The sequence below is a fragment of the Clostridium sp. AF50-3 genome, from assembly GCF_003477445.1.
Classification (GTDB): Bacteria; Bacillota; Clostridia; order Lachnospirales; family Lachnospiraceae; genus Otoolea; species Otoolea fessa.
In genome coordinates this window covers 46,654-70,618 of sequence record NZ_QUDH01000001.1, presented here as the reverse complement: position 1 = coordinate 70,618, position 23,965 = coordinate 46,654, and the positions used below count along the sequence as shown (strand labels likewise).

At 50.1% G+C, this 23,965-nt stretch carries 24 protein-coding genes, 3 tRNA genes and 1 pseudogene; all 28 read right to left on the bottom strand.

Going from position 1 to position 23,965, the window contains the following annotated elements; translation table 11 throughout:
• Positions 1-330 precede the first annotated feature (330 nt).
• The 28 genes and pseudogenes from DW085_RS00335 to DW085_RS00205 all read right to left on the bottom strand — a co-directional run bounded on the left by DW085_RS00335 (position 331) and on the right by DW085_RS00205 (position 23,791).
• On the bottom strand, positions 331-750 hold the full coding sequence (locus DW085_RS00335; protein WP_118490622.1) for a prepilin-type N-terminal cleavage/methylation domain-containing protein: 420 nt from the start codon (positions 748-750) through the stop codon (positions 331-333).
• A 107-nt stretch (positions 751-857) separates the two neighbouring features.
• On the bottom strand, positions 858-2,081 hold the full coding sequence (locus tag DW085_RS00330; protein WP_118490620.1) for a type II secretion system F family protein: 1,224 nt from the start codon (positions 2,079-2,081) through the stop codon (positions 858-860).
• A 345-nt stretch (positions 2,082-2,426) separates the two neighbouring features.
• Positions 2,427-2,861 carry a Fe-S cluster assembly sulfur transfer protein SufU gene (gene sufU / locus DW085_RS00325; protein WP_107000051.1) on the bottom strand — a complete coding sequence of 145 codons (435 nt, stop codon included), beginning with the start codon at positions 2,859-2,861 and terminating at the stop codon, positions 2,427-2,429.
• Positions 2,851-4,062 (bottom strand): SufS family cysteine desulfurase, encoded by a 1,212-nt coding sequence (locus tag DW085_RS00320; protein ID WP_107000052.1) that lies wholly within the window; start codon positions 4,060-4,062, stop codon positions 2,851-2,853. Before DW085_RS00320 ends, sufU begins: the two co-directional genes overlap by 11 nt.
• Positions 4,063-4,141: 79 nt before the next feature.
• Positions 4,142-5,284, bottom strand: a complete 1,143-nt coding sequence (locus DW085_RS00315; protein ID WP_118490618.1) for a SufD family Fe-S cluster assembly protein — start codon at positions 5,282-5,284, stop codon at positions 4,142-4,144.
• Between the two features lie 91 nt (positions 5,285-5,375).
• Entirely contained in the window at positions 5,376-6,782 is a 1,407-nt protein-coding gene (gene sufB / locus DW085_RS00310; protein ID WP_118490616.1) for a Fe-S cluster assembly protein SufB, read from the bottom strand.
• Positions 6,783-6,880: 98 nt separating this feature from the next.
• Positions 6,881-7,650: pseudogene (sufC, locus tag DW085_RS00305) on the bottom strand (Fe-S cluster assembly ATPase SufC).
• Between the two features lie 259 nt (positions 7,651-7,909).
• Entirely contained in the window at positions 7,910-8,359 is a 450-nt protein-coding gene (locus tag DW085_RS00300) for a SpoVA/SpoVAEb family sporulation membrane protein (RefSeq protein ID WP_107000055.1), read from the bottom strand.
• A gap of 15 nt (positions 8,360-8,374) precedes the next feature.
• A complete protein-coding gene (locus tag DW085_RS00295) occupies positions 8,375-8,938 on the bottom strand; it encodes a stage V sporulation protein AB (protein WP_118468783.1) in 564 nt (187 codons plus the stop codon).
• Positions 8,928-9,563, bottom strand: a complete 636-nt coding sequence (locus DW085_RS00290; RefSeq protein WP_118468785.1) for a stage V sporulation protein AA — start codon at positions 9,561-9,563, stop codon at positions 8,928-8,930. Before DW085_RS00290 ends, DW085_RS00295 begins: the two co-directional genes overlap by 11 nt.
• The gene (locus tag DW085_RS00285) at positions 9,560-9,772 is read right to left on the bottom strand and encodes a hypothetical protein (protein WP_022358678.1); all 213 of its coding nucleotides are present in this window, start codon (positions 9,770-9,772) and stop codon (positions 9,560-9,562) included. The genes DW085_RS00290 and DW085_RS00285 overlap by 4 nt, the downstream gene beginning before the upstream one ends.
• A 120-nt stretch (positions 9,773-9,892) precedes the next feature.
• On the bottom strand, positions 9,893-10,615 hold the full coding sequence (locus DW085_RS00280) for a SigB/SigF/SigG family RNA polymerase sigma factor (RefSeq protein WP_118468787.1): 723 nt from the start codon (positions 10,613-10,615) through the stop codon (positions 9,893-9,895).
• Positions 10,608-11,066: an anti-sigma F factor gene (gene spoIIAB / locus DW085_RS00275; RefSeq protein WP_182430738.1), complete on the bottom strand. Its 459-nt coding sequence runs from the start codon at positions 11,064-11,066 to the stop codon at positions 10,608-10,610. Before spoIIAB ends, DW085_RS00280 begins: the two co-directional genes overlap by 8 nt.
• 142 nt (positions 11,067-11,208) lie before the next feature.
• Positions 11,209-11,556 (bottom strand): anti-sigma factor antagonist, encoded by a 348-nt coding sequence (locus DW085_RS00270; RefSeq protein ID WP_022358681.1) that lies wholly within the window; start codon positions 11,554-11,556, stop codon positions 11,209-11,211.
• Positions 11,557-11,801: 245 nt separating this feature from the next.
• Complete coding sequence (locus DW085_RS00265) at positions 11,802-13,223, bottom strand: tetratricopeptide repeat protein (RefSeq protein WP_243021992.1); 1,422 nt, start codon at positions 13,221-13,223, stop codon at positions 11,802-11,804.
• A gap of 6 nt (positions 13,224-13,229) precedes the next feature.
• Positions 13,230-13,385 (bottom strand): hypothetical protein, encoded by a 156-nt coding sequence (locus DW085_RS18945; RefSeq protein WP_022358683.1) that lies wholly within the window; start codon positions 13,383-13,385, stop codon positions 13,230-13,232.
• 55 nt (positions 13,386-13,440) lie between these two features.
• Positions 13,441-14,784: a Mur ligase family protein gene (locus DW085_RS00260; protein WP_118490612.1), complete on the bottom strand. Its 1,344-nt coding sequence runs from the start codon at positions 14,782-14,784 to the stop codon at positions 13,441-13,443.
• A 297-nt stretch (positions 14,785-15,081) separates the two neighbouring features.
• Positions 15,082-15,154: transfer RNA gene (locus DW085_RS00255), tRNA-Thr, on the bottom strand.
• Positions 15,155-15,198: 44 nt separating this feature from the next.
• A tRNA-Glu gene (locus DW085_RS00250) sits at positions 15,199-15,270 on the bottom strand.
• An 18-nt stretch (positions 15,271-15,288) separates the two neighbouring features.
• Positions 15,289-15,362: transfer RNA gene (locus DW085_RS00245), tRNA-Pro, on the bottom strand.
• A 130-nt stretch (positions 15,363-15,492) separates the two neighbouring features.
• A complete protein-coding gene (locus DW085_RS00240; RefSeq protein WP_118490610.1) occupies positions 15,493-15,828 on the bottom strand; it encodes a metal-sensing transcriptional repressor in 336 nt (111 codons plus the stop codon).
• A gap of 73 nt (positions 15,829-15,901) precedes the next feature.
• The gene (locus tag DW085_RS00235; protein WP_118490608.1) at positions 15,902-18,574 is read right to left on the bottom strand and encodes a heavy metal translocating P-type ATPase; all 2,673 of its coding nucleotides are present in this window, start codon (positions 18,572-18,574) and stop codon (positions 15,902-15,904) included.
• A 212-nt stretch (positions 18,575-18,786) separates the two neighbouring features.
• The gene (locus tag DW085_RS00230; protein WP_022358562.1) at positions 18,787-19,293 is read right to left on the bottom strand and encodes a small multi-drug export protein; all 507 of its coding nucleotides are present in this window, start codon (positions 19,291-19,293) and stop codon (positions 18,787-18,789) included.
• A gap of 3 nt (positions 19,294-19,296) precedes the next feature.
• Positions 19,297-19,872 carry a zinc ribbon domain-containing protein gene (locus DW085_RS00225; protein ID WP_118490606.1) on the bottom strand — a complete coding sequence of 192 codons (576 nt, stop codon included), beginning with the start codon at positions 19,870-19,872 and terminating at the stop codon, positions 19,297-19,299.
• A 249-nt stretch (positions 19,873-20,121) separates the two neighbouring features.
• A complete protein-coding gene (locus DW085_RS00220; protein ID WP_147353902.1) occupies positions 20,122-21,339 on the bottom strand; it encodes a DUF6449 domain-containing protein in 1,218 nt (405 codons plus the stop codon).
• Positions 21,336-22,538, bottom strand: coding sequence for a hypothetical protein (locus tag DW085_RS00215; RefSeq protein WP_118490603.1), 1,203 nt, complete (start codon positions 22,536-22,538; stop codon positions 21,336-21,338). The genes DW085_RS00220 and DW085_RS00215 overlap by 4 nt, the downstream gene beginning before the upstream one ends.
• Positions 22,513-23,412 (bottom strand): ABC transporter ATP-binding protein, encoded by a 900-nt coding sequence (locus DW085_RS00210; protein ID WP_117795722.1) that lies wholly within the window; start codon positions 23,410-23,412, stop codon positions 22,513-22,515. The genes DW085_RS00215 and DW085_RS00210 overlap by 26 nt, the downstream gene beginning before the upstream one ends.
• Entirely contained in the window at positions 23,399-23,791 is a 393-nt protein-coding gene (locus tag DW085_RS00205; protein WP_107000076.1) for a GntR family transcriptional regulator, read from the bottom strand. The genes DW085_RS00210 and DW085_RS00205 overlap by 14 nt, the downstream gene beginning before the upstream one ends.
• Positions 23,792-23,965 lie beyond the last annotated feature (174 nt).

Here is a 23,965-nt window from a genome sequence, read left to right as displayed (position 1 = left end):
ATCTGACAATGAATGGATTTTTCAATCCTGAAAAATTTCTGATGTGAACATCACTTTCATTCTAAACCTTCATGCGCCTGGCAGTCAGGTGTACCACCACAAATGAAAGCTCTGGCAGGCGCATTTAGCAAAAATGGATGGGAAACCCCATCCATTTTGCCACGTATGTGGTTTTTACTTATACTCGTAACTGTTTCATCACCTTCACAGTCACGCGCAAAAATCCATTAAAAATTTCCTACGGCAATGGGATTTTAGACTGCTGATCCATGTTTTCGTACGGTCAGCGCAGTAAATGCGCGAACCTGCTGAACAGTTACTTATACTCTATTATTTCGCATATAATGTAATTTCTGCACCATTAATTGTACCCGATGCTCCGGATTTCTTTTCTACTTTTACATTAATTGTTTTATACTGTACACTGCCGTCTTCAGTATCTATTACTGCCACAGTTACACCGTCCGTTGTAGTATTAATTTTCTCAACAGTACCTGTCGCTAAATCATAATTATAAATAACGTCATTTGCATTTGTATCCATCTCATCTGTCATATACTGAGCAACCGCTGCCGCCTTCGCAGCTCTCAGGTTCGCCTGATTCGTAGCCTTTCTAGCCTTGCTCAGCTGTGCCGTAAATACCGGAATCGAGATTGCAACCAGGATGCCCACGATTGCAACAACCACCAGCAGCTCAGCCAGTGTGAAACCTTTTTTGTTCTCACGAACTTTCTTGATTAAGCCCTTCATAAAATCAATCTCCTTATTGTATAGTATTTTATTAATGAACAGAGAATTTCCTCTGCGCCATCCAGCCTCTGCCGTATCACATTTCACATGTGTGCAGTCAATCACTCTTACATCAGATCGTACATCGTAAAGATAGGCAGATAAATCGACACTACAATGATACCCGCAAAAATCGCAAGCACCACCAGCATCGTCGGTTCCAGCAGTGCCAGAAGCCGCTGAATTCGATAATCCGCCTCATTGGCGTAATAATCGGCAACATTGTCCAGTGTCTCCTCGAGCTCACCGGTTTCTTCTCCGACGGAACACATATCGACCATCGTCGGCGGGAAATATTTCTTTCCCTGCAGACATTCCACCAGACTGCGTCCCCGCTCGATTCCTTCGCGCATGGAGCGAACATCCTCGCTCAGAAGTGCATTGTCCATGACCTTCGCCGTCGTGTCAACCGCCTGATTGATCGTGATACCCGCTGCCAGAAGCACCGACATTGTATTGGCAAACTGCGCTGCGCCGTTCATCTGGTTGATCGCGCCCACAAGTGGAAGGGATAACGCGATCTTTGCTTTCTGAATCCGCCCCTGCGGCGTATTGCCGTAGACCTGCGAACCAATCTTCAAAAACGCCAGCACCGCCAGCATCAGCAGCCACCACTTCGCGAAGAAATGGGAAGTCGCGATCAGCATCCGCGTCATCAGCGGCAGCGTACCGCCCAGATCAGTAAATACATCTGCCAGTGTCGGGATAACCTTCGCCATGACGATAATCAGGACAACCACCGCAACCGCAACGACAAACAAAGGATACGTCATCGCTCCCTTGATCTTCTCCGTCGTCTTGTAGGATTTCTCATAAAACTTCTGAAGCCGGTCAAAGGATCGTTCCAGCGTACCAGACTGCTCGCCTGCCCGGATCGTCTCGATAAACGTGAGCGGAAAACGGTCGCTATACTTTTCCAGCGCCGACGCAACGGTACTTCCGGCAGCTACTTCCTCTGCCGCAGCCCCCATGATCTTCCGGATCCGCTTGTCCTCATTCTGATCTGCCAGCATACGCATCGCGCGTGCCACTGTCATGCCCGAATGAAGCGTGATCGCAAACTGTGAACACAGGATCGCCAGCTTCTTCGTCTTGATCCGCCTGCTTCCGATCTCCATCTCCAGGAGACTGCCGTCATCAGGTCTTTTCTTCTCTTTCTTCTGACTGATGCTCAGAAGAATCGGATAGTTTTCCCGGATTCTGGAAGCGGCTGCCGCTTCACTCTCAGCCTGGAGCACTCCCCGGACTTCTTTTCCATCCCGTCCCAGCGCTTTATATGAAAAATTTGGCATCTCTCATACCTCCAGCCACAGGATTCAGCTGTACGCCATCCGTATGTACATCGCCATCTGCATCCTTTTTATCATTATTTTAACATCTTTGTTTGTTTTTGTAAATATGCCGTCAATCTTTTGGATATTTTATACGAAACACGCATCTAGATCGGCTTTTTTTTGCTATTTTCTCTATACGTGTTTTGTTTTTGCCAATCTATTTTTGTACATATTTTCACCAACACATCTGACTTTTCTTTCTTTTCCAGACTATTTCAGGTATATAGACCATCAGAGCGGAAATGGTACGTCCCGCCCTGACACTCCCAAAAGAATAGCTCCCGTTTCTTTTTATCTTCTCTCTTATTTCTCGTTTTCCTTATCCAGCATCTCTTCCATCGTATGCCATCCCAGCACCGCGCATTTGACACGCGCCGGCATATGGGAAACATCGACCAGGGCACCGGCTTCCTCGAGTTCTTCGATCTCGTTCTCGCCTGCCTCGCCCTTGATCATCCGCAGGAACAGATCCGCCAGATGGCGTGCTTCCTCTTCGGATTTTCCGATGATCAGATCCAGCATGATATCAGCGGATGCCTGGGAGATTGCGCAGCCGCTTCCCTCAAAAGCACCGTCTACCACCTGTCCATCTTCGACCTTCAGCTGAAGAATGATGTCATCTCCACAGCTCGGATTGACGCCCTCTAATACCAGATTGGCATCCGGCAGCTTTTCTTTATGTAACGGATGCAGATTGTGATCCGTCAGTATTTCATTGTAAAAGGTTCTATTCTCCATATCCCATTTTCCTCCGGATTTCTTTCAGGTTCTGGACAAAACGGTCGATGTCCTCCTCCGTATTGTAGAACGCAAAGCTGGCACGCGCTGTTGCAAACACACCCAGATGTTTTAAAAGCGGCTGGGCGCAATGGTGGCCTGCGCGCACATTGACATTTGCGGCATCCAGAATCGACGCGATATCGTGCGGATGTACGCCGTCCACGGTAAAGCTGATAATTCCGTTGTGCTCTTCCGGCTTATCACTTCCCTGGATATGAACGCCCGGAATCTGCTGCATCGCCGTCATTGCCCGTGTTGTCAGCAGCTCCTCACGCTTCCGCACCTCGTCAAATCCGACGTTCATCAGATAATCGATCGCCGCCTGTAAGCCGACCGCACCGCCGCCATTGACGGTACCGGCTTCGAATTTGTGCGGCAGTTCGGCAAAGACTGCGGATTCCCGGCTGACCGAATCGATCATCTCGCCGCCCGTCAGGAACGGCGGCATCGCATCCAGAAGGGTCTCTTTTCCGTACAGGACGCCGATTCCCATCGGTGCCATCAGCTTGTGACCGGAAAATACAAGGAAATCTGCATCCAGTGCCTGCACATCCACCGGAATATGCGGGGCGCTCTGTGCCGCATCGATGACGATGACACCGCCTTTTTCATGCACCAGTTTCGTCAGCTTCTCTACCGGATTTCTGCGGCCAAGGACATTGGAAATCTGCGGCATCGCTGCGATCTTTGTCTTTTCTGTCACCAGGGCTTCCATATCCTCATCCCGGTAGGAACCATCCGGCTGACATTCCAGATAAACGAGCTTCGCGCCTGTCTGTCTGGATACCATCTGCCACGGCAGGATATTGCTGTGGTGGTTATCAATGCTGATTAAGATCTCATCGCCTGCTTTCAGACTGGTTAAACCATAACTGTACGCGATCAAATTCAGGCTCTCGGTGCTGTTGCGTGTAAACACGACCTCGCTCGTCTTTCCAGCATTGATAAATTCCCGCACGCGCTCTCTTGCCGCTTCATATGCCTCCGTCGCCTCGATTCCCAGCTCATAGAGCCCGCGGAGCGGATTGGCATTTTTCTTTGTATAGAAATCTTCCACTGCCTTTAATACCGCCTCCGGGCGCTGTGCCGTTGCCGCATTGTCCAGATATGCGATATCCGAACCCGCAAGCAGGGGAAAATCTTTCTTGTAATCTGTCATGTTCTGTTCCTTCTTATATATTTGTTTGTATACTTGCTGCAAAAACAAACCGCAGCCAACTTACAGTTTTTTCATTTTATTATCGCTTCTGGTTCATGAACTCCTGAACCTGCTTCTGTACTGCCTCGTCAGCTACCAGCTCATTCAGCGCGTCGATTCTCGCCCGCGCTACCATGCGCTCAGCTTCCTCTCTCGACAGTCCGCGGGAGCACAGATAAAACAGCGTTGCATCGTCCAGATCGCCCATCGAAGCGCCGTGATTTCCTTCGACATCTTCTTCCGCACACAGAATCAGCGGAATCGTCTGGTTTACGATGTCATCGCCGAGCAGCAGCACATCCTCGCGCTCAGTTCCCTTTGCCCCGGCGCATCCCGGCACGAAATCGATCGTTCCGCGGAACAGCTTGGAGGAATCGTCCTGCAAAACGCCGGAAACTTCCATCATGCTCTCTGTCTTTTTACCGCGGTGGCGTACTGTATAGTTCATATCCAGTTTCTGGTTTACACTGGTGTAATAGCCGATCTTCGCGTCAAATGCGCTCTTTTTTCCTTCCAGCTCGGTCAGGCAGCCCGCGTAGACCTTGCCTGCGCCCAGCTCCAGTTTCAAAAGCTCAAATGTGGCATTTTCCCCGCAGGACGCACCGATATCACTCAGGCAGGTATATCTGTCGCCGAGAAGCTGCACTTCCTGAAGCTGTACCTTTGCATTCTTTTCCGCATGGACCTTTACCTGAAACGAGGATGTTCCCTGTGCGTCCTCCCCGGAGCGGAATACGATCAGCACCTTTAAGCGGCTGTTTTCCTTTGCATCCAGAAAGAGGCGGTTCTGGTAACTGCCGTTTTTATAATCGACGCAGAGAACCGTCCATTCTGTATTTTCATTCTGCAGCACAGCTGCCGCTTCCGCTGTCAGTCGGTAGATACTTCCCGCACCGGCATTTTCTTCTGCAACAACCGTTCCATTTACAGTGTCCGTTCTATTTGCGCCAGCCGTTCCGCATTCCTCCGCCATCGCATCGTACTCGCGTCCCATGCCGGTCTGGATTTCATTCCACTCTTTTCCGGAAATTTCTTTTTCCCAGGTCACACCTGCTGCCAGGCGCTCCGGTTTTATCAAAACACTTTCCTCCGGCCACTCAATCTGTATCTGGCTTTCGTTCATTCCCAGCCGGTTCCAGGTTCGGGTCGGAAGAATGTTTACTATCATTTCTTTCTGTCCCATTGTTTCCTCCTGTCGTTACCATTCATGCACTTGCATGCCCCGCAGCAGAATCTGTTATTTCAAAATCCCCGCTGCAAACAGTAACCATCTATTATCCGATACTGCCTTTCATCTCAAGCTGAATCAGGTTATTCATCTCAACCGCGTACTCAAGCGGCAGCTCCTTCGATACATCATCCGCAAATCCGCTGACGATCATTGCGCGCGCGTCCTCCTCGCTGATGCCGCGTGACATCAGATAGAAAACAGCCTCGTCGCTGATCCGTCCAATCTTTGCCTCATGGCCGACGTTCGCGTCGCGGGTTCGGATATCCATCGCCGGGACCGTATCGGAACGTGAAATATCATCCAGCATCAGGGACTGGCAGGAAACCGATGCCTTAGAACCGGATGCCTGTTTTCCAATCTGCACGCTGCTTCGGAACGTACTGATACCTCCGTCCTTGGAAATAGATTTCGTATTAATATAGGAAGAAGTCCGTTTGCCCGTGTGGACTACCTTCGCACCGGTATCGAGGTTCTGACCTTCTCCGGCAAAAGTAATGCCGGTAAATTCCATCTTTGAATCGTCACCCTTTAAAATACTCATCGGGTACAGATACGATACATGGGAACCAAAGGAACCCGATACCCACTCGATCGTGCCACCCTCTTCCACAATCGCGCGCTTGGTGTTCAAATTGTACATATTTTTCGACCAGTTCTCGATCGTCGAATAGCGGAGTTTCGCATTTTTGCCGACGTACAGCTCAACACAGCCCGCATGCAGGTTTGCTACGTTATATTTCGGCGCAGAACAGCCCTCGATGAAATGCAGATATGCCCCCTCATCAACGATGATCAGAGTATGTTCAAACTGTCCGGCTCCCGGTGCATTGAGTCGAAAATAGGACTGAAGCGGGATCGTAACCGACACGCCCTTTGGCACGTACACAAAAGATCCGCCGGACCAGACCGCCCCGTGCAGCGCTGCAAACTTATGTTCCTGCGGTTTGACCAGATGCATAAAATGCGTCCGGATCATTTCCGCATATTCGCCGTGCATCGCACTCTCCAGATCGGTGTAGACAACGCCCTGCGCCGCTACCTCTGCGCGCACGTTATGATATACTAACTCCGAGTCATACTGGGCGCCCACGCCTGCCAGCGATTTCTGCTCCGCCTGCGGGATTCCCAGACGTTCAAAGGTATCTTTGATGTCCTTCGGAACCTCTGACCATTTGGCACTCATCTTGGATTTCGGACGGACATAGGTTACGATGTTGTCCATGTCCAGATCCTCGATATCCGGTCCCCAGTTCGGAACCTGCAGGGAATTGTAAATCTGTAAGGACTGCAGACGGAACTGCTGCATCCATGCCGGGTCATTTTTCTCCTTAGAAATCTTCTCAACGATCTCCGGGGTCAGACCCGCTTTTACTTTATATGCGTCATTTTCTTTGTCTTTTATATCGTAGACGCTGCGATCAATGTCATCTACATACGTTTTTTCTTTCATGTTTGATGCCTCCATATTACCCGTGCTGATTCGTTATTACTGTCGCGTTATCCTGCAGCACCTCGATTCCAAAAATGCCTGCCTGCGAACAGTAACGATTAGTTCCGGGCGTCTGCCACACCCGCCTCACGGATAAAGGATTCGTAGCCTTCCTGGTTGATCTTATCAACTAGGGAGCCGTCACCGGTTGCCACGATCTTTCCATCTACATGATGTGCGTATAGTCAACATGCAGTGCATCGAGAATCCGGGTGCTGTGCGTGATAATAAGAAGCGCGCCGTTCTGGTTCTTCTGGTACTCTTCCACACCCTTAGAAACCAGACGGACTGCATCAACATCCAGACCAGAGTCTGTCTCATCGAGGATTGCCAGGCTCGGATTTAAGAGCATCAGCTGTAAAATCTCAGATTTTTTCTTCTCACCACCAGAAAAGCCCACGTTTAAGCTTCTCTGTGCATACGATTCATCCATCTGGAGAATGTCCATCGCCTTTTTGAGCTGTTTATGAAATTCCCAGATCTTTAAGTTCTTGCCAGTCTGCTGGCGCATCGCGCTCCGCAGGAAACTTTCCAGCGAAAGTCCCGGTACCTCCAGCGGCTCCTGGAAGGACAGGAACATACCGGCTTTGGAACGCTTGTCCGTGGACTCATGTGTGATATCCTCACCCTTAAATAAGATCTGACCTCCCGTGATCTGATATCGCGGGTTTCCCATCAGGACGTTTCCGAGCGTCGATTTGCCCGCGCCGTTCGGTCCCATCAGGACATGTACCTCTCCTGCGCCGACGCTCAAATCAACGCCGTGCAGGATCTCTTTTTCTTCTATATTTGCTTTTATCTGATTTACTTCTAACACTTTTTCTGCCATAAAGCACTCCATTTCCGGGACCGGCTGAGACATTCATGCTCGGTCTGTCTGATCTGTGACAGCCGCCTCGTCACGAAAGCGGTTATCCTTCTTAGCAAACGTCCATCTCTCTGGTTCCTTTTTTCTATAATGAATCTGGCTGTTCAGACGGTCAGATTACCCTATGGCTATTATAGGTATTTATTTCCGGATTGTAAACCCTCATTTTTCACAAAACAAGAAAGATTCTTATTATATTATTGAGACTTTTTCTCGTTTATTATTGAGTCAGCATCATCCACCCCCAATACACAACCCCTAATCCCCACGAACTCAGAATCCCATACAGGATCACCGGACCCGCGATTGTAAATATTTTGCATCCGACACCAAACACCTGTCCTTCCGCCTTGTATTCCAGCGCCGGGGATGCAACTGAATTGGCGAATCCGGTGATCGGAACCAGCACACCAGCTCCAAAAACACGAGCCAGCCTCTGGAATACATTTGCCCCTGTCAGGATAACGCTGAGCAGAATCAGTCCCAGCATCGTCCAGAGCGCCGCCGTTTTCTCCTCCATGCCTGTCTGAACCAGACAATTTGTGCTGATCTGCGCCGCCAGGCAGATCAGCCCGCCGGAAATACCCGCCATCAACACATTTTTCCATGTACTGTGGACGGGCGTAACCGATTTGACATATGCTTCATATTGATCTTTTCTGGCTTCCATGGTTTCTCCTCTCTTCTACTGTCTTCCAATTCCATGTAAGAAATAATACAGCGAACCCGCACATTTCCCCGCTGCAATCGCGAGAATCAGATATGGCAGCCCCACTGCCAGACGCAGGCGGCGGCTCAGCACCGGCAGGGCTTTCAATGTCTCTGCCAGCGACATGACGAGGCAGCCCACAAAAATACCACAGGAAAGTCCCGCAGCCGCTAGAAGCAGCTGTCCGGAGACATTTCCAAGCATCACCAGAAATCCAGCACCAGCTCCCGTTCTGCCACCGCCTTCTGCTGCCTTCTGCCACAACTCTGCCTCCGTCATTGCCGCTGGCCACGCTATTCTCAGAAAACTCCCGGTCAGCTGTTTCACCTTCTCTGTAAATAAATCCACCACATTTCCAAACAATCCTCCCAGCGCGATAATCGTCTCATACAAGAAGATTTTCCCCTTCGACGCCGTCGCCGTCTTTCCAATCAGGCGCGGATAAACGCCGATGACCACCAGAAAGGCGTAGACTCCCGCTGCCACCGTGCTTCCCGCCGCCAGCCCCGCCAGCAAAAGCAGCGCTTCTTTAAGAAACATCGATGTCATCCTCCTTCCGCTCCTCGTTCTGAATCAGCGTTTTATTGACATTTTCCTCATACAGGCGCATTTCTACCTCCAGCGGCGTCGGATCGAGACTGAATTTCCACGAAGTAAAATGATTAAAAAACAGCAAAATCCCCACCGGAAGCCCGATCGAATAACCGATCTCCAGCGCCGTTGTTCCGTCCGACGCCTGCCCCGTCGTGATCTCATATATTTTCTTGAATACATCCAGCACGTTTGCATCGTTGTTGAATGTCATGATCGCAAATGCCGCCCCGAAAAAGCAAATCAGGCAGACGAACAGCGTCTTGCACCACTGCCAGACAAGCGCCTGACGGTGCGGCGGCTGATAATGAATGACATAATCCGTCTCCCCCAGATTCTGCACCGATGTCCCCGGAATTTCCCGTTCAATCTGCTGGATAATCTCCATGACGTTTCCAACCAGACGGCTTTCGCGCTGTTTCCCGCCGCCGCGGATCCTCTTCACGATCATCGCACGGCAGCGGCTTTCCACGCTTTTTTCACTGCAATAAACTTCTCCCAGGCTTGCAAGCGGTACATTTTTCTCATGTACCTGCGTGATCTGGCTGAGTTTCAGATAGACCGTCTGTGTCATAATGCTGCCTTCTCCGTCTGTGCCTCCGGTCTCAAAAATGCCTCCGCGCTGTCCCCGGAATGCTGTACGAAGGTTCCGTCAATGTAGACGCTGTCCCGCCCCACTGCCATCAGACAGAGACAGAGCGCTGCCACAATCAGAATCATGCATCCGACCCAGATACAGATTCCCATCTTTTTTTTCATTGTCACTTTCACATTTCCCGTCATTTTTTTCCATCCTTCCTGTGTATTCTGGAAACTCCAAAAGTTCCTGTATCCAGTAGTATGGCTGTCTTTCAATGGAGTATGCACATTCATATATTCTGAATTATGAGCCTGTCTTTTTTCTCATGTTTCTTCCAGCTTTGCGCGCATCTGCCCTAATATTTTCCGCTCGATCCGCGACACCTGTACTTGTGAAATGCCGAGCTGCGCCGCGATCTGAGTCTGTGTCTGATCATAAAAATAGTGCCGCACAATGATCTCCCGCTGCCGTCCATTGAGCATTTTCAGTAAATCTCCCAAAAGCATCCGGTCAAGCAGAACCTCATTTTCCGCTGTCTCCCCAGCAATCCGGTCCTGAAGCAGAAGGCCAGTTTCTTCCCCGGCGCTGGCTGGTGCAGAGAGCGATTCAACCGGACTGTCCGCCGCCATCGATGCGGCAGCTTCCTCACAGCTCACTCCAATCTGCGCCGCCAGCTCTTCCAGCGTCGGCTCCCGCCCAAGCGCCGTGCAGAGCGCTTCCCGCGCTGCCCGGAGCCGCTGGTTTTGCTCTTTGATGGAACGGCTGACCTTGATGATACCGTCATCCCGGAGAAAACGTTTGATCTCCCCCGCAATCATCGGCACCGCATACGTCGAAAAACGCACCTCATATGATAGATCAAACTTATCAATCGCCTTCAACAGCCCGATACTTCCGATCTGAAATAAGTCCTCCGTCTCACACCCCCGCCCCGCAAAGCGGCGGACGATGCTCCATACAAGCCCCAGATTGTCTTTTACCAGCGCCTCCCGCGCCGTCTTATCGCCCTGGTGTGCCCGTTTGATCTGCTCGATGGTTTTATCCATAGAACTCCGCCGTTTCTTTTTCTTCCTGTTCTTTATTCATATATCCCCTTCCAATTCGCTTTTTCATCGTCACACACGTTCCGCAGCCCACCTTGGACTCCACCTCGACCTCATCCATAAACGCTTCCATAAACGAAAAGCCCATCCCCGAGCGCTCGCCGGTCGTGTCTGTCGTATACATCGGCTCCATCGCCTTTTCCACATCCAGGATTCCTTTTCCCTCATCCCGGACCGAAATTATCAGTTCTTCTCCCTCAATCCGCGCTTCTATGTAAATAATTCCGATTTCATCGCTATACCCATGAATCACCGCATTTGTCACCGCCTCCGAGACCGCCGTTTTCACATCCTCCAGCTCCTCCATCGTCGGATTCATCCGGCTCATAAAGACTGCCGCTGTGACACGGGCAAACTCCTCGTTCGATGAATGGCTGTCTATCTCCAGGTGCATCCACGTGCCATTCTTCTCTGCTTGTCTCTGTTCATTCTGTTTAAATTTTCTGTATTCTTCTGAATCTTTTATTTTTTTAAGTTTTCCTTTCACTTCCGTTTCTGATACAGATATATCATCCGCATACATATTCATCTCTCCTTTAATGTCTCCCATCCAGTGCCTCCTCTCTCGTCCGGTACGACTGCACCAAACGATACACGCCGCCGATCCGCAAAATCCGGCGCATCCGCTCGCCTGCCCCGTACACCGCCACCGTGCCGCTGCTGCCCTCCATCTGCTTATACCGGTTGAGAATTACACCGATCCCGGAACTATCCATAAATTCCGTCCCTGAAAAATCAAAAATAATCCGGTTAATATAATTTTCCGCCAGAAGCAGGTCTGTTTCATATTTGAGTGTCAGGCAGTTATGATGATCTACCTCCTTCGGCAGATGAATCACCAGCGCCGAATCGATCGCTTCGTATGTAAACATATTTCGTTCCATATCAGGATTCCCCCTTTTTCGATTTTTTATGCGGCCTTTTCCTATAGGCCTAAAAGAATGTGCCTTGGCACATTCGGGCGTCTCGCGCGGTCGCTTGCAGCATGTTTCTGCTTCGCGCGAGTGCGCATCCTCACGGAGCGTTTTTTGTTTCATAGGACATGATTTCCTAGGAAAGCAAAAAGCACCGTAAAGTTTTATCTTTACAGTGCTTTTCTTCTTAATTATCTGTCGTATTATATTTGTACTTACTGCGCCGCCTGCGTCTCCGCTCCGCTGCCTGCTGCCGTTTCATCCGCCGCAGTCTCTCCCTGACTGATGATGGACTGACCTGGAACTGCAGCCTGCTGGTTATCCGGCGCAAGCTCGGCGAGCTGCTGTCTTGCCTTGTCCGCCTGCTCGGAATCCGCATACTGGGTCACAATCTGCGTAAACATTTCGACCGCCTTGTCTGTCTCGCCCTGTGCCCGGTAAATCATACCCATGCTGAAGATAACCTTCGGGTTTGCCGGACGGATCGCCAGACAGGTCTGGTAATCTGCCAGTGCTTCCGCCATACGGCCTGCCGACCACATCGTGTATGCCAGATCCTCCAGCGTCTGGTAGCCGTTTGTCTCGATGTCCTGCTTTACCCCGTTGGCAATGGAAACGACCGTCTCGTCCGTAAATAACGACGGATCAAAGCCCTCATAATAGGTAACCGCCTCTGCCAGGTTATTGTTGCGGTATGCCTGCAGCATTTTGACGAGCTTCGCATACTGGTTCAGAACGCTGTCATTGCTGTTGAGCATCGTATCCAGCTTGTTCTCCGCCTCTTCTTTGTCCTTTTTCGAGGTCTCAATGCTCTCATTTAAACTGTCAATCTCTTCATTTTTCTGATTGAGCTGCTCGTTGTACTGGAGCATTTCCTGCGTATGTGCATTATTTGCCTGCTTAATCTTGGCTGGCATCACCAGGAAAAAGATAACTGCCGCGCCCAAAAGCAGTCCAGCGCCGATATTGAGTACCGACTGCAGTCCCGTATTCTCCTTGTACGTCGGCGGCATAATGACATCATCATCCTGCATCTGGCGGTGGGAAAATGCGTTTTTCAACTTTCTCCGCTCGATATCCGCCTTGCCGGTATGTTCCTTAACAATCTCCATATACCAGTTCGCCTTGGGATTGTTTTTATCAATCTTGAGTACCTTATACAGGGATTTGCCCGCTTTCGTATAATCCTCATGACTAATATGCAAAAGAGCCAACAGAAGATGTGCTTTTACAAATCTCGGATTAGCTTCTACAACTCTTGTAAGCTGTAAGGTCGCCAGATCGTCGCTTCCGGTCTGCGCCTGCAGAAGCGCCTGATTATATTTCTGAATCGTCGCGCTCGCCTGATCCAAACGATCCTGCTTGCGCTGAATCTGGTCTAAATAATAATCAGCCCGGTTATCCTGCTCCCTAAAGTTCATGCTGATAACCCACTGCACCAGCGCCTCCGACACCTCACCCATCTCATAATAGATAAGTCCGAGAAGATTTCTGGCATCAATATGATACTTGTTCAGGTTCAGGCATTTTTTCAGATACTCGACCGCCCCTGTTAAATCCCGTCTCTTTGCCCGTTCCAGCCCGGCATTGTAAAAGCTGTTGGAAATCAGGCGAATTTTTCTTGTTCGATCCATCATGTCCGCCTATTCCTTCATATGTTTTAAAAGTTCCATCATAATATCCGACATATCTGTCAGGTCACTCTTCACGATCGCCTCGCCGACCTCCTCGACCTCCAGACTCGGTTTAAAATGTTCGATTTCTTCCTCGAAATTGATTGTCATTCCTTCGCCACTCATGTTTTTCCTCCAGAGTTTCTTCCTTTTATTACATGGATATACATTCCCGCTAATCTTACACCATTCTGGCGGTGCTGTCAAATCCAGTTCGGGAAATCTTTTTCTCCAGCTCTCCGATTAAATACAAAGAACCCACACAGAAGCAGGTATCCTCCGGACGTTTTTCCTGAACCAGTGTCTGATAAGCTGTTTTTACATCTGGTATACTTTGAACCTCACAGCCATCTGCCACCCGGTGTGCTGCTTTTTCCATCGCCTCCATCGGAAGTGCCCGCGATGTATATAAATGAGTCAGCACCAATCGATCCGGCTTCAGTTTCCGCATCAGTGTTTCCAGCATCGATTCATAATTTTTATCTGAAACGGCTGCAAACAGCAGAAAAATCCGACCATCTTTCCCAGACTCTTCTCTTCTGCGCGCTGCCACCTCTGCCGCCGCGCCCACAAACGCACGGATTCCGCCCTCATTGTGAGCGCCATCCAGATAAACTCCGTCCTGGATCTCCTCCATGCGTCCGTGCCATACCGCATTCCGGATGCCCGCTGCCGCTGTCTCCCCGTCCACTGCAAGAAGCCGTGCCGCCTGGTAAGCGATGCAGGCGTTGACCGCCTGATATTCCGCTTCGAAGGGAATAAACAGACGCTGGCTTTTCTCTTTTATCATCAGGCTCATCCCGCCATGTCCCCGCCGAAGATCCGTATACACTTCCGGGCTGATCGGATATGCCGGACAGGAAAGTTGCGACGCCCGATTTCTGATAACTGCTGAAGCCTCCGCATCCGTATCATCGTACACCACCGGCACATTTTTTTTCAAGATTCCCGCCTTTTCGCCCGCGATCTGTGTCACCGTGCCGCCCAGGTATTCCATATGGTCAAGGCTGATCGAAGTGATAACCGTAAGCGCTGGATGCTCGATGCAGTTCGTTGCATCCAGCCGTCCGCCAAGCCCCGTTTCCAGAATGACATACTCCGGCTTTTTCCGGCGCACCATCCACATAAACATCAAAAACAGATATTCAAAATACGTCGGATGCCCCAGTCCTTCCTGCTCAAAATGAACATATGATGCCTTAACCGCCCCAAATGCCTCCAGGAACAGTGCATCGTCTGCTTCCTGTCCATCAAAAGAAAAACGCTCCGTCACGCGCACCAGATGAGGAGACGTAAACCGCGCCGTCCGCTTCCCGGCTTTCTGCAAAACCGCATCGAGAAACGAGCAGACCGACCCTTTCCCATTCGTTCCGGCCACATGTACGATTCTTTCCTCCTGCGGCAATGCATTCAGGTATGAAAGCATCCTGCGAAGCCCCTCCGCCGTATGTTTTTCACTGGTAAATTTCGGTATCTCATTCAGATATGCATCTGCCGCTTCTACCGTCCATTCTTCTTGTCTCATGGCATGAAATATCCTTTCCTGGCAAACGGAAGCGGCAGTACGAACTCTGCCGTCTGCCGCCTTGTCTTTTGTATGTTATTATTTTATATCATTTGCGGAGATCGTGCAAGTGGTTATATGGAATAAAGGCTGTACCGTTACTGTTCACAGATAGGGATTTTCTGAACTGAAATTTCCGTACGACACAGTTCTGATTGCAGATTTTACCAATTTAAAATGTGAAGCATCGGCAAAATCCAAGGTATTTCCAATTATACAAGAAACCCCTCTTGATAATCAAGAGGGGTTCCACTCATCAGCTCCCTGCCGGACTTGAACCGGCGACCTACGCATTACGAATGCGTCGCTCTACCAACTGAGCCAAGGAAGCATTTTAATTTGAAAAATGCTCTGGAAACCCAAAGCAATTTTCGATGACCTGTCCGGGAATCGAACCCGGGTTTACGCCGTGAGAGGGCGTCGTCTTGACCGCTTGACCAACAGGCCGTATGTTTTATAATAGAATCGAGGCGACGTGATTCGAACACGCGACCTCTGCGTCCCGAACGCAGCGCTCTACCAAACTGAGCCACGCCTCGATTACATGACGTAGTATAATATAAATCCAGGAGAATGTCAACACTTTTTTTGAAGAATTTTTAAAAATATTTATTATGTTTAATATTTCGCTATAGTTGCTTGTGTTTGCTCAATTCAATAAATTTATATTTACTTCATCAGCTTCTGAATCGTCTTGCACAGCTCCTCAACCGCTTCTTCCCCATTTCCCGCCTCTATATCATCGACCACACAGGTTTTGATATGGTTGGACAGCAGGACTTTGGAAAAACTGTTCAGCGCCGCCTGAACCGCTGATACCTGGTTTAATATATCGACGCAGTATCGCTCGTCTTCCACCATCGCCTTCACACCGCGCACCTGTCCCTCGATCCGGTTTAAACGTTTCAGCAGATCTTTTTCTTCGGTCAGGTTTCTGTGTTTGTGGCGTTCCGTCTCTCCTCCCTGACAGACCTGCGCTTGTAATTCACATTTACAACAGCCCATGCTTTTCTCCTATCTTTTATCAAAATGCTGCGAAATGGCATATTAATTCCACCATTTCGCAGCTTTTTTCATCCTACTGAATCGAGTCCACCTTATAATCCTGTGCCTCAACCGCCTCTTTCAACGTATCGTCCGCCACATCCGCACTCATGCTTACGACCGCGGTTCCTTTCTCATGGCTGACCTCTGCGCTCTCCACGCCTGCCAGTGCCTCCAACGCCTTCTTTACGCGTGCCTCACAGTGTCCACACATCATTCCTTCGATATTCATTGTCTTTGTCATCGTTATTCCCTCCATATTTATATTATTTTTTTGATTCTCACTTTTTTGCATTTCTTTTGAAACAGTTTCATTTTCATTTGCTGTTTGCCCAATTGACCGGTTGTCTCCTGCCCCCGTCCTAACTGCACCTGCGTTTTCTGCTTTATCTCCACCTTTATTAGCAGCCTTCTCAGCCTTCTTCCGCATCGGATGATCCTTCGATGCATCGTGCATCTTAAACAGATTCAGCCGCAGCGCGTTCGTCACTACGCAGAAGCTGGATAAGCTCATCGCTGCAGCGCCGAACATCGGATTTAATTTCCATCCAAAGATAGGATACCACAAACCGGCTGCAAGTGGAATACCCACAACATTGTAAAAGAATGCCCAGAACAGGTTTTCGTGAATATTTCGAAGCGTCGCACGGCTTAGACGGATTGCCGCCGGAACATCACTCAAACGACTCTTCATCAGCACCACATCCGCGGCATCAATCGCGATATCTGTACCGGCTCCGATCGCGATACCTATATCAGCACGCGTGAGCGCCGGGGCATCATTGATACCATCACCGACCATTGCCACCTTGCCCTGTTCTTTCAGGCTGCGGATGACACTCTCTTTCCCATCCGGAAGTACTCCGGCAATGACTTCATCCACACCAGCCTGTGCCCCAATCGCACGGGCGGTCCGCTCATTATCTCCGGTCAGCATGACCACACGGATTCCCATGTTCTGCAGTTCCTTGACCGCCTGCGGGCTGTCTTCCTTGATGACATCTGCCACGGCAATCATACCAGCCAGACGACCATTTTTCATAAAGCACAGCGGTGTCTTGCCTTCCGATGCCAGGCGCTCAAAGGATGCCTGTTCCTGTGCGGACACCGTCGTATGTCCGCTGATATAGGAAAAGCTTCCGCCTGCCAGCGAAGCGCCGTCTAACGTACCGGAAAGTCCATTACCCGGCAGCGCCTGGAAATCAGCCGCCTCCGGCGCATCCACCTGCTGTTCTTTTGCATAGAGAAGAACAGCTTTCGCCAATGGGTGCTCACTCTTCTTTTCCAGGGAAAGCGCCAGGCTTACCAGCTCCTTCTCAGTCACACCTCCGGACGGGATGACGTCGGTCACACGCGGCTCGCCGCTGGTGATCGTACCCGTCTTATCAAGCGCTACAATGTCCATTTTTCCGGTTTCTTCCAGTGAAACAGCTGTCTTGAACAAGATTCCGTTTTTCGCGCCCATGCCGTTGCCGACCATGATCGCAACCGGCGTAGCCAGTCCCAGTGCACACGGGCAGCTGATAACCAGTACGGAAATACCTCGCGCCAATGCGAATCCAAACGTCTGTCCTGCCAGCAGCCAGACAATCGTTGTCACCACTGCGATCGTGATAACCGCCGGGACAAACACGCCGGAAACCCGGTCTGCAATCTTGGCGATCGGCGCTTTCGTCGCCGCCGCGTCGCTGACCATGCGGATGATCTGCGACAGGGAGGTATCTTCACCGACTCTGGTCGCCTCACAGCGCAGATAACCAGACTGGTTGACCGTTGCCGCCGAAACCAGGTCACCCTGTGCCTTATCCACCGGAATACTCTCGCCGGTCAGTGCTGCCTCATTGACCGCGCTTGCTCCTTCCAGGACCACGCCATCCACCGGGATATTTTCACCTGGGCGTACAACAAATACATCACCCTTCTTTACCTCTTCAATCGGAACCTTTGTTTCCACTCCATCCCGGATGATAACAGCTGTCTTCGGTGCCAGTTTCATCAGTCCCTTTAAGGCGTCCGTCGTTTTTCCCTTGGAACGCGCCTCCAGCATTTTTCCGACTGTGATCAGCGCCAGAATCATTGCCGCCGACTCAAAGTAAAATTCATGCATGTAGGACATGACTGCCGTGTCGTTGCCCTTTAACTGTGCGTCCGTCATCGCAAACAGCGCATATGTGCTGTAAATAAACGACGCGCCAGAACCAAGTGCTACCAGCGTGTCCATGTTCGGGGCGCGGTGTAAAAGTCCCTTGAAACCGCTGATAAAGAATTTCTGGTTAATCACCATGATAATTCCGGCTAAAAGGAGCTGTAAAAGTCCCATCGCCACATGGTTGCCATCCATAAAGTGCGGCAGCGGCCAGCCCCACATCATATGTCCCATCGACATATACATAAGGACTGCTAAGAATCCCAGCGATGCGATCAGACGGTGTTTTAAAACCGGCGTCTCCCGATCTTTTAAGGCGTCCTCTGCCTCCGACGCGCTCTGCGCCTGCGCTGCAGTGCCCTGTCCTTTCAGGGATGCGCCATATCCGGCATCTTCCACCGCATGAATCACGGTCTCCGGGGGCACATCGCCCTCGACGCCCATCGAATTTGTCAGCAGGCTGACCGAGCATGCCGTGACACCCGGCACTTTCGATACTGCCTTTTCAACCCGGCTGCTGCATGCCGCGCAGCTCATGCCGGTTACTGTATATTGCTTCATGGTCTCCTCCTATCTCTTTACTGTCCTTATAATATACCCCCACTGGTATATGTCAACCCCAATTTCATTTATAATCTGTAACGGTTCAGTATCTTCACAGTCACGCGCAAAAAGACCCTGTCCGGAGAATTTCCCCTTACAGAGTCTTTTATACATTCGCATCCATGCCGCCCTTTTGCGGGCATAGACATTATTCCATTTTTATCTGCGCATCATCCAAACAGCACGCCCAGCACGCCGTAGGACAGAATCGACATAATCACCGTCGCCAGCGCGATACCGACTAAAATCGCGCCAAATGCCTTGCCAAATTTCATGTGGAGCAGGGATGCCACCAGCGCGCCTGTCCATGCGCCGGTTCCCGGAAGCGGGATGCCGACAAAGAGCATCAGCCCCCAGAACTCATATTTCTCGATCTGCCCTTTTTTGCTCATCGCTTTGCGTTCCAGCCACAGCGCAATACCACGGAAACACGGAACCTTCTTCATCCACTCCAGCACATGGCGGATCAGAAGCAGGATAAACGGGATCGGCAGGATATTTCCCACGATACAAATCGGAATCGCCCGCAGGATCGGCACGTTTAAGAGTGCCGGTGACGCAGCCAGAAGCCCGCCTCGAAGTTCCAGAATCGGAATCATCGAGATAATGAAGATAATTGCCTCCTTCGATATGACTCCGGATAAATTAGCTGTAAACCATTGTACCAGTGAATCCATAAATTATGCCTGCTCCCCGCTGTTATTTTCATTCTGTGCCGCAGTATCGGTGGTGTTCTCCGAAACAGCGTCCGAAGCATCCGCGAAATCCGCGTCTGGACCAGCTGCGCCTTCTGTTTCTGCGTTGTCAACCGCCTTATCTGCTGCAGTTTCATCCTTCTCTTCAAAGATAGTCTCCTGCATCTCCTCCGGTTCTTCCGGCTCATGCACATCTGCAGATGTAGTCGAATCCATCGGCGCACCGCACCGGCTGCAGAATGCCGCATTTTTCTCCACCTTTGCGCCGCACTCCGCGCAGACTCTTGTGCCCTCTAACTCGGCAATCTCATCCTCCAGGGACGCAATCTTCACAAGCCCAGCCTGGATAGTGTGGAACTCATCTGCAAATTTCCCTTCCAGCTCGCCCTCATGTCTGTCATAGTATGCTTTTCCCAGTGTGATATATGCCTTATTAATCTTATCTTTCTCGGCGGACAACTTCGATTTCAGCTGTAATACGCCTGTAATGTCCTTTACCCGGTTCGCAGCTTCCTTGCTCTTATCGCTGATCACCTTTCCAAGTTCATCGAAAAATGCCATATTTCTTCCTCCTCTGCGGGATATGTACGCCTCAAATTTTGTTCTGCCTGATGGGACAGCGCATCGCTGTTCTAAATCCAAAGGCAGGTTCATGCAAAACCAAAGCGTCTGATATTTTCTCATAACGATTCAGCCGGTTTTTGCATCAAATACATAAACCGGCTGAACCGCTACGTTTCCCTTTATTTTAGCCCCTACGGGGGAGAAAGTCAATCTTTTGCATCCCTGAATCAACTCCAGGCAGCTTTTTTAATACGCAAACACCCGGTTCAGCCGCATCAATTCCGGTGTCAGGCCGAAGGTCGATTTCACAAACTCCGGAACCTTGCCATAGCGGAACGAGCGCTGGTAGATGCCATACTGACCCGATTCATCCATTTCATAGTCCGCCGCATATTCCCCATCATACAGGACATTCTGACCGGCATCCACCGTATATGTCTGACCTATCTCATTTTCCTCCATTGAATTTACCGAATCCCTCAAATCATCCTCTGAAACTGCCCCTGTGTCCTCTGTACCGGACACATATACTGCAATATTGATCCCCTGATATGCCTCCGCCATTTGATTGATCTGCACCATATCATCCGAAGCGGAGTTTGCAAGAATTTCTGCAATCTGTTCCGGATCTGTAATCGTTACCTCGCGTCTGCTGTTATTCTGAAGATACTCCCGCTGGCGTTTTCCAAGCTCTGTATCTGCCGGTGCCAGCTGATCCTCCGGAATCTTGCCGCCCTGATACTGAAGCACGATTTTTTCTGTATTTTCCGGCGTCACCTTGCTGCCGACCTCGGTACCACACTGTTTCAGAATCGCGATCGTCTCCTGGAAGGACGGATAAATCGGGTAATAATCAAACTGGTTAAATGTGTCATAATAGCCGCCATTTTTACGAATCACATCAATCATCGCCTGCATCTCATTTGTCTTAAACTGAATCTCCGCGATCGGCATCTCCTCCCGGCGCATATCCGGCGTCAGAGCCATCAGCTCTTTCTGGTATGCAGCAAGAAGCGCCGCCTTCGTCTGCTCATCCGGAAGCTTCACATGGCTGCAGTCCTCTTCCTCTTTGTAATTGATGCCTGCGGCATCGTCTGCCTGTAGGGACAGCACCGGGTACATTCCCAGTTTATAGCTCTGATTTTCATAAATAGAATCTAGCTGTTCCCGCAGCTCCGATACATTGATCGTGCGGTAATTACGGTAAACGGTTTTTCCATTGTTCAGATGCCAGGACAGCACGATCGAATCATAGCGTGAATCCAGATCCGCCTCACTCATCCAATCCTGTCCGCCGTTCAAATGCTTCCGCTGTCTGGAAGCTGTCTCGATGCCCTGCGCGCCAATTTCCCGCAGGACACGGATTCCATCCTCATCCGAGATCTGCATTTTATCTGCCACATCTCCCTGGGACGCCCATTCCATTCCAACACTGTAGCCATCCCTATACATTCTCGGAGTCACATGGTAAGCCCCTGCCGCATTGTTGTCCAGCGCATCACAGTAAATACCCGCGTATGCAACCTTGTCAGCATCCGCAGATAGCTGTCATATCCTGCCACATCCAGGCGGAACCCTAAGAAAATGGCTGCCACTGCCACCGCACTGATAACAAGCTGTCTCTTATGCGCAAACAAGCTCTTGAAATCGAAATGATAGATAATTTCGATCAGGCAGCTGGTGATGAGCAGTCCGCAGATCAAGCCAAACACGGTCCAGATATCATCATTCAGGATTGACCGGAAAATCATTCCGGAAAACAGCGTGATCGGTACAACCAGAAGGAAACGGATCACTGGCTCACTTACCTTAAATGCCATCGCTCTTCCAGCCGCCTCAGACGGGCGTCTCCGGTAAAGGAACATTCCCAGACCAAAGAGCAGAACCGCCACTGCCAACGCGATAACCGCCATCCGGGTCGGATGCTCCGAACCGGTTGCCGTGCCGTACCAGAAAACCGGTGAGGTACGCTCGCACCAGCGCAGCAGGAAATTGCCATTGTCATAAAACGTCATGAAGTATTCGGAAAAATACGTCGATATCACTGCAGCCACGCCCGGTCCCCAGCTAAAAAATACGCCGGTTCCAAGTAATCCTACGATCAGATTGCCTGTCAGAATCACTGCCAGCACAACCGTCATGTACACCAGGGTAAAAAAGCACATATGCTGTACATACCCAATCAGCAGGGTTCCCCATAAAAATGGCGCGCCCTTCACCTGCAGCATCACACCTGCCACCAGCAAAAATACCAGATACGGAACCGCCAGATACAGGATACCGTCCAGACAGGTTACGGTATAAAGCATTTCACGGCTGATCGGGAGGCTGTGAAAAAAATCCGTTTTCTTTTTCGAATGGAGATACGAAAAACCGGACGCTGCCAGCACCACCGCCGTCACAATCAGGATAAATACCAGCATTGCATTCTGGATCGAATACATATGCAGCATCTCATTGGTCAGCTTTAATTTTGCTTCTGCTAACGCCGCTTCGACGCTCAGATCTTTAGACAAGTTATCCGGACGCAGCATTATGGTGGTTTCCAGCGCTGTCAGGACTGGAAACAGAAAGAAGCACAAAAGTGCGGTAAGCGCCACGCTCCAGAGACGCTGCTTCGTATTTTCTCTCATATATTTAAAAAACAAGCCTTTTGATGTCATAACCAGCCACCTCCGTTTCACTGATAAAGATCTCTTCCAGGGAAAGCGGTATCATTTCAAAAAACACCGGATGATACGCCTGTAAAATTGTCTGAATCTCTTCCCGTTTTCCGCGCACAGTAAGCGTCAGGAGACTTCCCCTCTGTTCCGTCTTTATAATATCGATTCCCTGCAAATCGCTGCTCCCCACTCCCGCCGGAAGCACACACTGAATCTTGTGAATATTTAACTTCATATCGTCCAGATCCTTTGAGAGAAGCATTCCTCCCTTGTGAAGCAGACCTACATGGTCGCAGATATCTTCCAGCTCCCGCAGATTATGGGAGGCGATGACCGGCGTGAGGTTCCGCTCCTCGATATCATTGGCAAAAAGACTCTTGACCGTCTGCCGCATGACCGGATCCAGCCCGTCAAACGTCTCGTCGCAGAACAGATAATCGGTTCCCGCGCAGATGCCCAGCAGCACAGCGAGCTGTTTTTTCATACCCTTCGAAAAGGTCTGCACCTTCCGCCGGCTTTCCAGTTCAAAATTCTTTAGCAGTTTATCAAACCGGGCTGCATCAAACTTCGGATAAATCCCCTGATAAAATACTTTCATGTCTTCCGCCGTTCCATTGCTTAAGAAATACGGCTCATCCGGGATATAAAAGCATCGTGCCTTTACCTTTGTATTCTCAAATACTGTCTCATCATCAACCGTAATGCTCCCTTCGTCCGGCTTTAAAATACCGGCTGCCATCCGCAAAAAGGTACTTTTTCCGGCGCCGTTAGTTCCGATCAGACCAAAGACACTTCCATTGTGAATCTCCGCATGGATATGATCGACTGCCACTGTATCATAAAAACGCTTCGTCAGATTCTCAGCCTTTATCATTCCTGTTTCCTCCTTCCTCACTTCCATAGCTCTGGATGACCTGCTCCTGGAACTCCAGCATCGTGATGCCGGTTCCTTTTGCATCCCGGATCAGAAGTTCCAGCTGATCCCAGATCTCCTGCCGCTTCCTCTCCCGAATCTGCCGGTTATCCGCCACAAAACTGCCCCTGCCCTTAACCGAATAAATATATCCCTGGCGTTCCAGCTCTGCATACGCCCGCTGGATCGTATTCGGATTCATCGACAGCTCCGTTGCCAGACTCCGCACGGATGGAAGCTGACTGTCCTGCTCCAAAATCCCCCGGACCATCAGATCCGACAGCTTCTCAACAATCTGCTCATAGAGAGGTCGTCGATCTTTATAATCAATCAGAATCACGCTCACATTCTCCTTTCCTCCATTCTGCCCTGTATCAAAAATCATAAGTGTATTAGTTCATTTAATACAGTTATAGTATACAAAAAGGGCAGCCGATTGTCAACCGACTGCCCTCTTACGATTTTCTTAACAACCTTTTCGGTTATATCCGAATAGAAACAAACTTCTGCAATC

What these genes read in the sequence shown, in the direction of transcription:
- spoIIAB (WP_182430738.1), bottom strand. Translation starts at nt 11,066, where the DNA reads ATGCACCTGGAGATAGACAGCCATTCATCGAACGAGGAGTTTGCCCGT.
- DW085_RS00280 (WP_118468787.1), bottom strand. Translation starts at nt 10,615, where the DNA reads ATGGATAAAACCATCGAGCAGATCAAACGGGCACACCAGGGCGATAAG.
- DW085_RS00295 (WP_118468783.1), bottom strand. Translation starts at nt 8,938, where the DNA reads ATGTTTCTTAAAGAAGCGCTGCTTTTGCTGGCGGGGCTGGCGGCGGGA.
- DW085_RS00330 (WP_118490620.1), bottom strand. Translation starts at nt 2,081, where the DNA reads ATGCCAAATTTTTCATATAAAGCGCTGGGACGGGATGGAAAAGAAGTC.
- DW085_RS18945 (WP_022358683.1), bottom strand. Translation starts at nt 13,385, where the DNA reads ATGAGTGGCGAAGGAATGACAATCAATTTCGAGGAAGAAATCGAACAT.
- DW085_RS00320 (WP_107000052.1), bottom strand. Translation starts at nt 4,062, where the DNA reads ATGACAGATTACAAGAAAGATTTTCCCCTGCTTGCGGGTTCGGATATC.
- DW085_RS00300 (WP_107000055.1), bottom strand. Translation starts at nt 8,359, where the DNA reads ATGGAAGCCAGAAAAGATCAATATGAAGCATATGTCAAATCGGTTACG.
- DW085_RS00315 (WP_118490618.1), bottom strand. Translation starts at nt 5,284, where the DNA reads ATGGGACAGAAAGAAATGATAGTAAACATTCTTCCGACCCGAACCTGG.
- sufU (WP_107000051.1), bottom strand. Translation starts at nt 2,861, where the DNA reads ATGGAGAATAGAACCTTTTACAATGAAATACTGACGGATCACAATCTG.
- DW085_RS00290 (WP_118468785.1), bottom strand. Translation starts at nt 9,563, where the DNA reads ATGACACAGACGGTCTATCTGAAACTCAGCCAGATCACGCAGGTACAT.
- DW085_RS00210 (WP_117795722.1), bottom strand. Translation starts at nt 23,412, where the DNA reads ATGATAAAGGCTGAGAATCTGACGAAGCGTTTTTATGATACAGTGGCA.
- DW085_RS00260 (WP_118490612.1), bottom strand. Translation starts at nt 14,784, where the DNA reads ATGAGACAAGAAGAATGGACGGTAGAAGCGGCAGATGCATATCTGAAT.
- DW085_RS00230 (WP_022358562.1), bottom strand. Translation starts at nt 19,293, where the DNA reads ATGGATTCACTGGTACAATGGTTTACAGCTAATTTATCCGGAGTCATA.
- DW085_RS00270 (WP_022358681.1), bottom strand. Translation starts at nt 11,556, where the DNA reads ATGGAACGAAATATGTTTACATACGAAGCGATCGATTCGGCGCTGGTG.
- DW085_RS00215 (WP_118490603.1), bottom strand. Translation starts at nt 22,538, where the DNA reads ATGACATCAAAAGGCTTGTTTTTTAAATATATGAGAGAAAATACGAAG.
- DW085_RS00240 (WP_118490610.1), bottom strand. Translation starts at nt 15,828, where the DNA reads ATGGGCTGTTGTAAATGTGAATTACAAGCGCAGGTCTGTCAGGGAGGA.
- DW085_RS00265 (WP_243021992.1), bottom strand. Translation starts at nt 13,223, where the DNA reads ATGATGGATCGAACAAGAAAAATTCGCCTGATTTCCAACAGCTTTTAC.
- sufB (WP_118490616.1), bottom strand. Translation starts at nt 6,782, where the DNA reads ATGAAAGAAAAAACGTATGTAGATGACATTGATCGCAGCGTCTACGAT.
- DW085_RS00335 (WP_118490622.1), bottom strand. Translation starts at nt 750, where the DNA reads ATGAAGGGCTTAATCAAGAAAGTTCGTGAGAACAAAAAAGGTTTCACA.
- DW085_RS00235 (WP_118490608.1), bottom strand. Translation starts at nt 18,574, where the DNA reads ATGAAGCAATATACAGTAACCGGCATGAGCTGCGCGGCATGCAGCAGC.
- DW085_RS00225 (WP_118490606.1), bottom strand. Translation starts at nt 19,872, where the DNA reads ATGGCATTTTTCGATGAACTTGGAAAGGTGATCAGCGATAAGAGCAAG.
- DW085_RS00285 (WP_022358678.1), bottom strand. Translation starts at nt 9,772, where the DNA reads ATGACGGGAAATGTGAAAGTGACAATGAAAAAAAAGATGGGAATCTGT.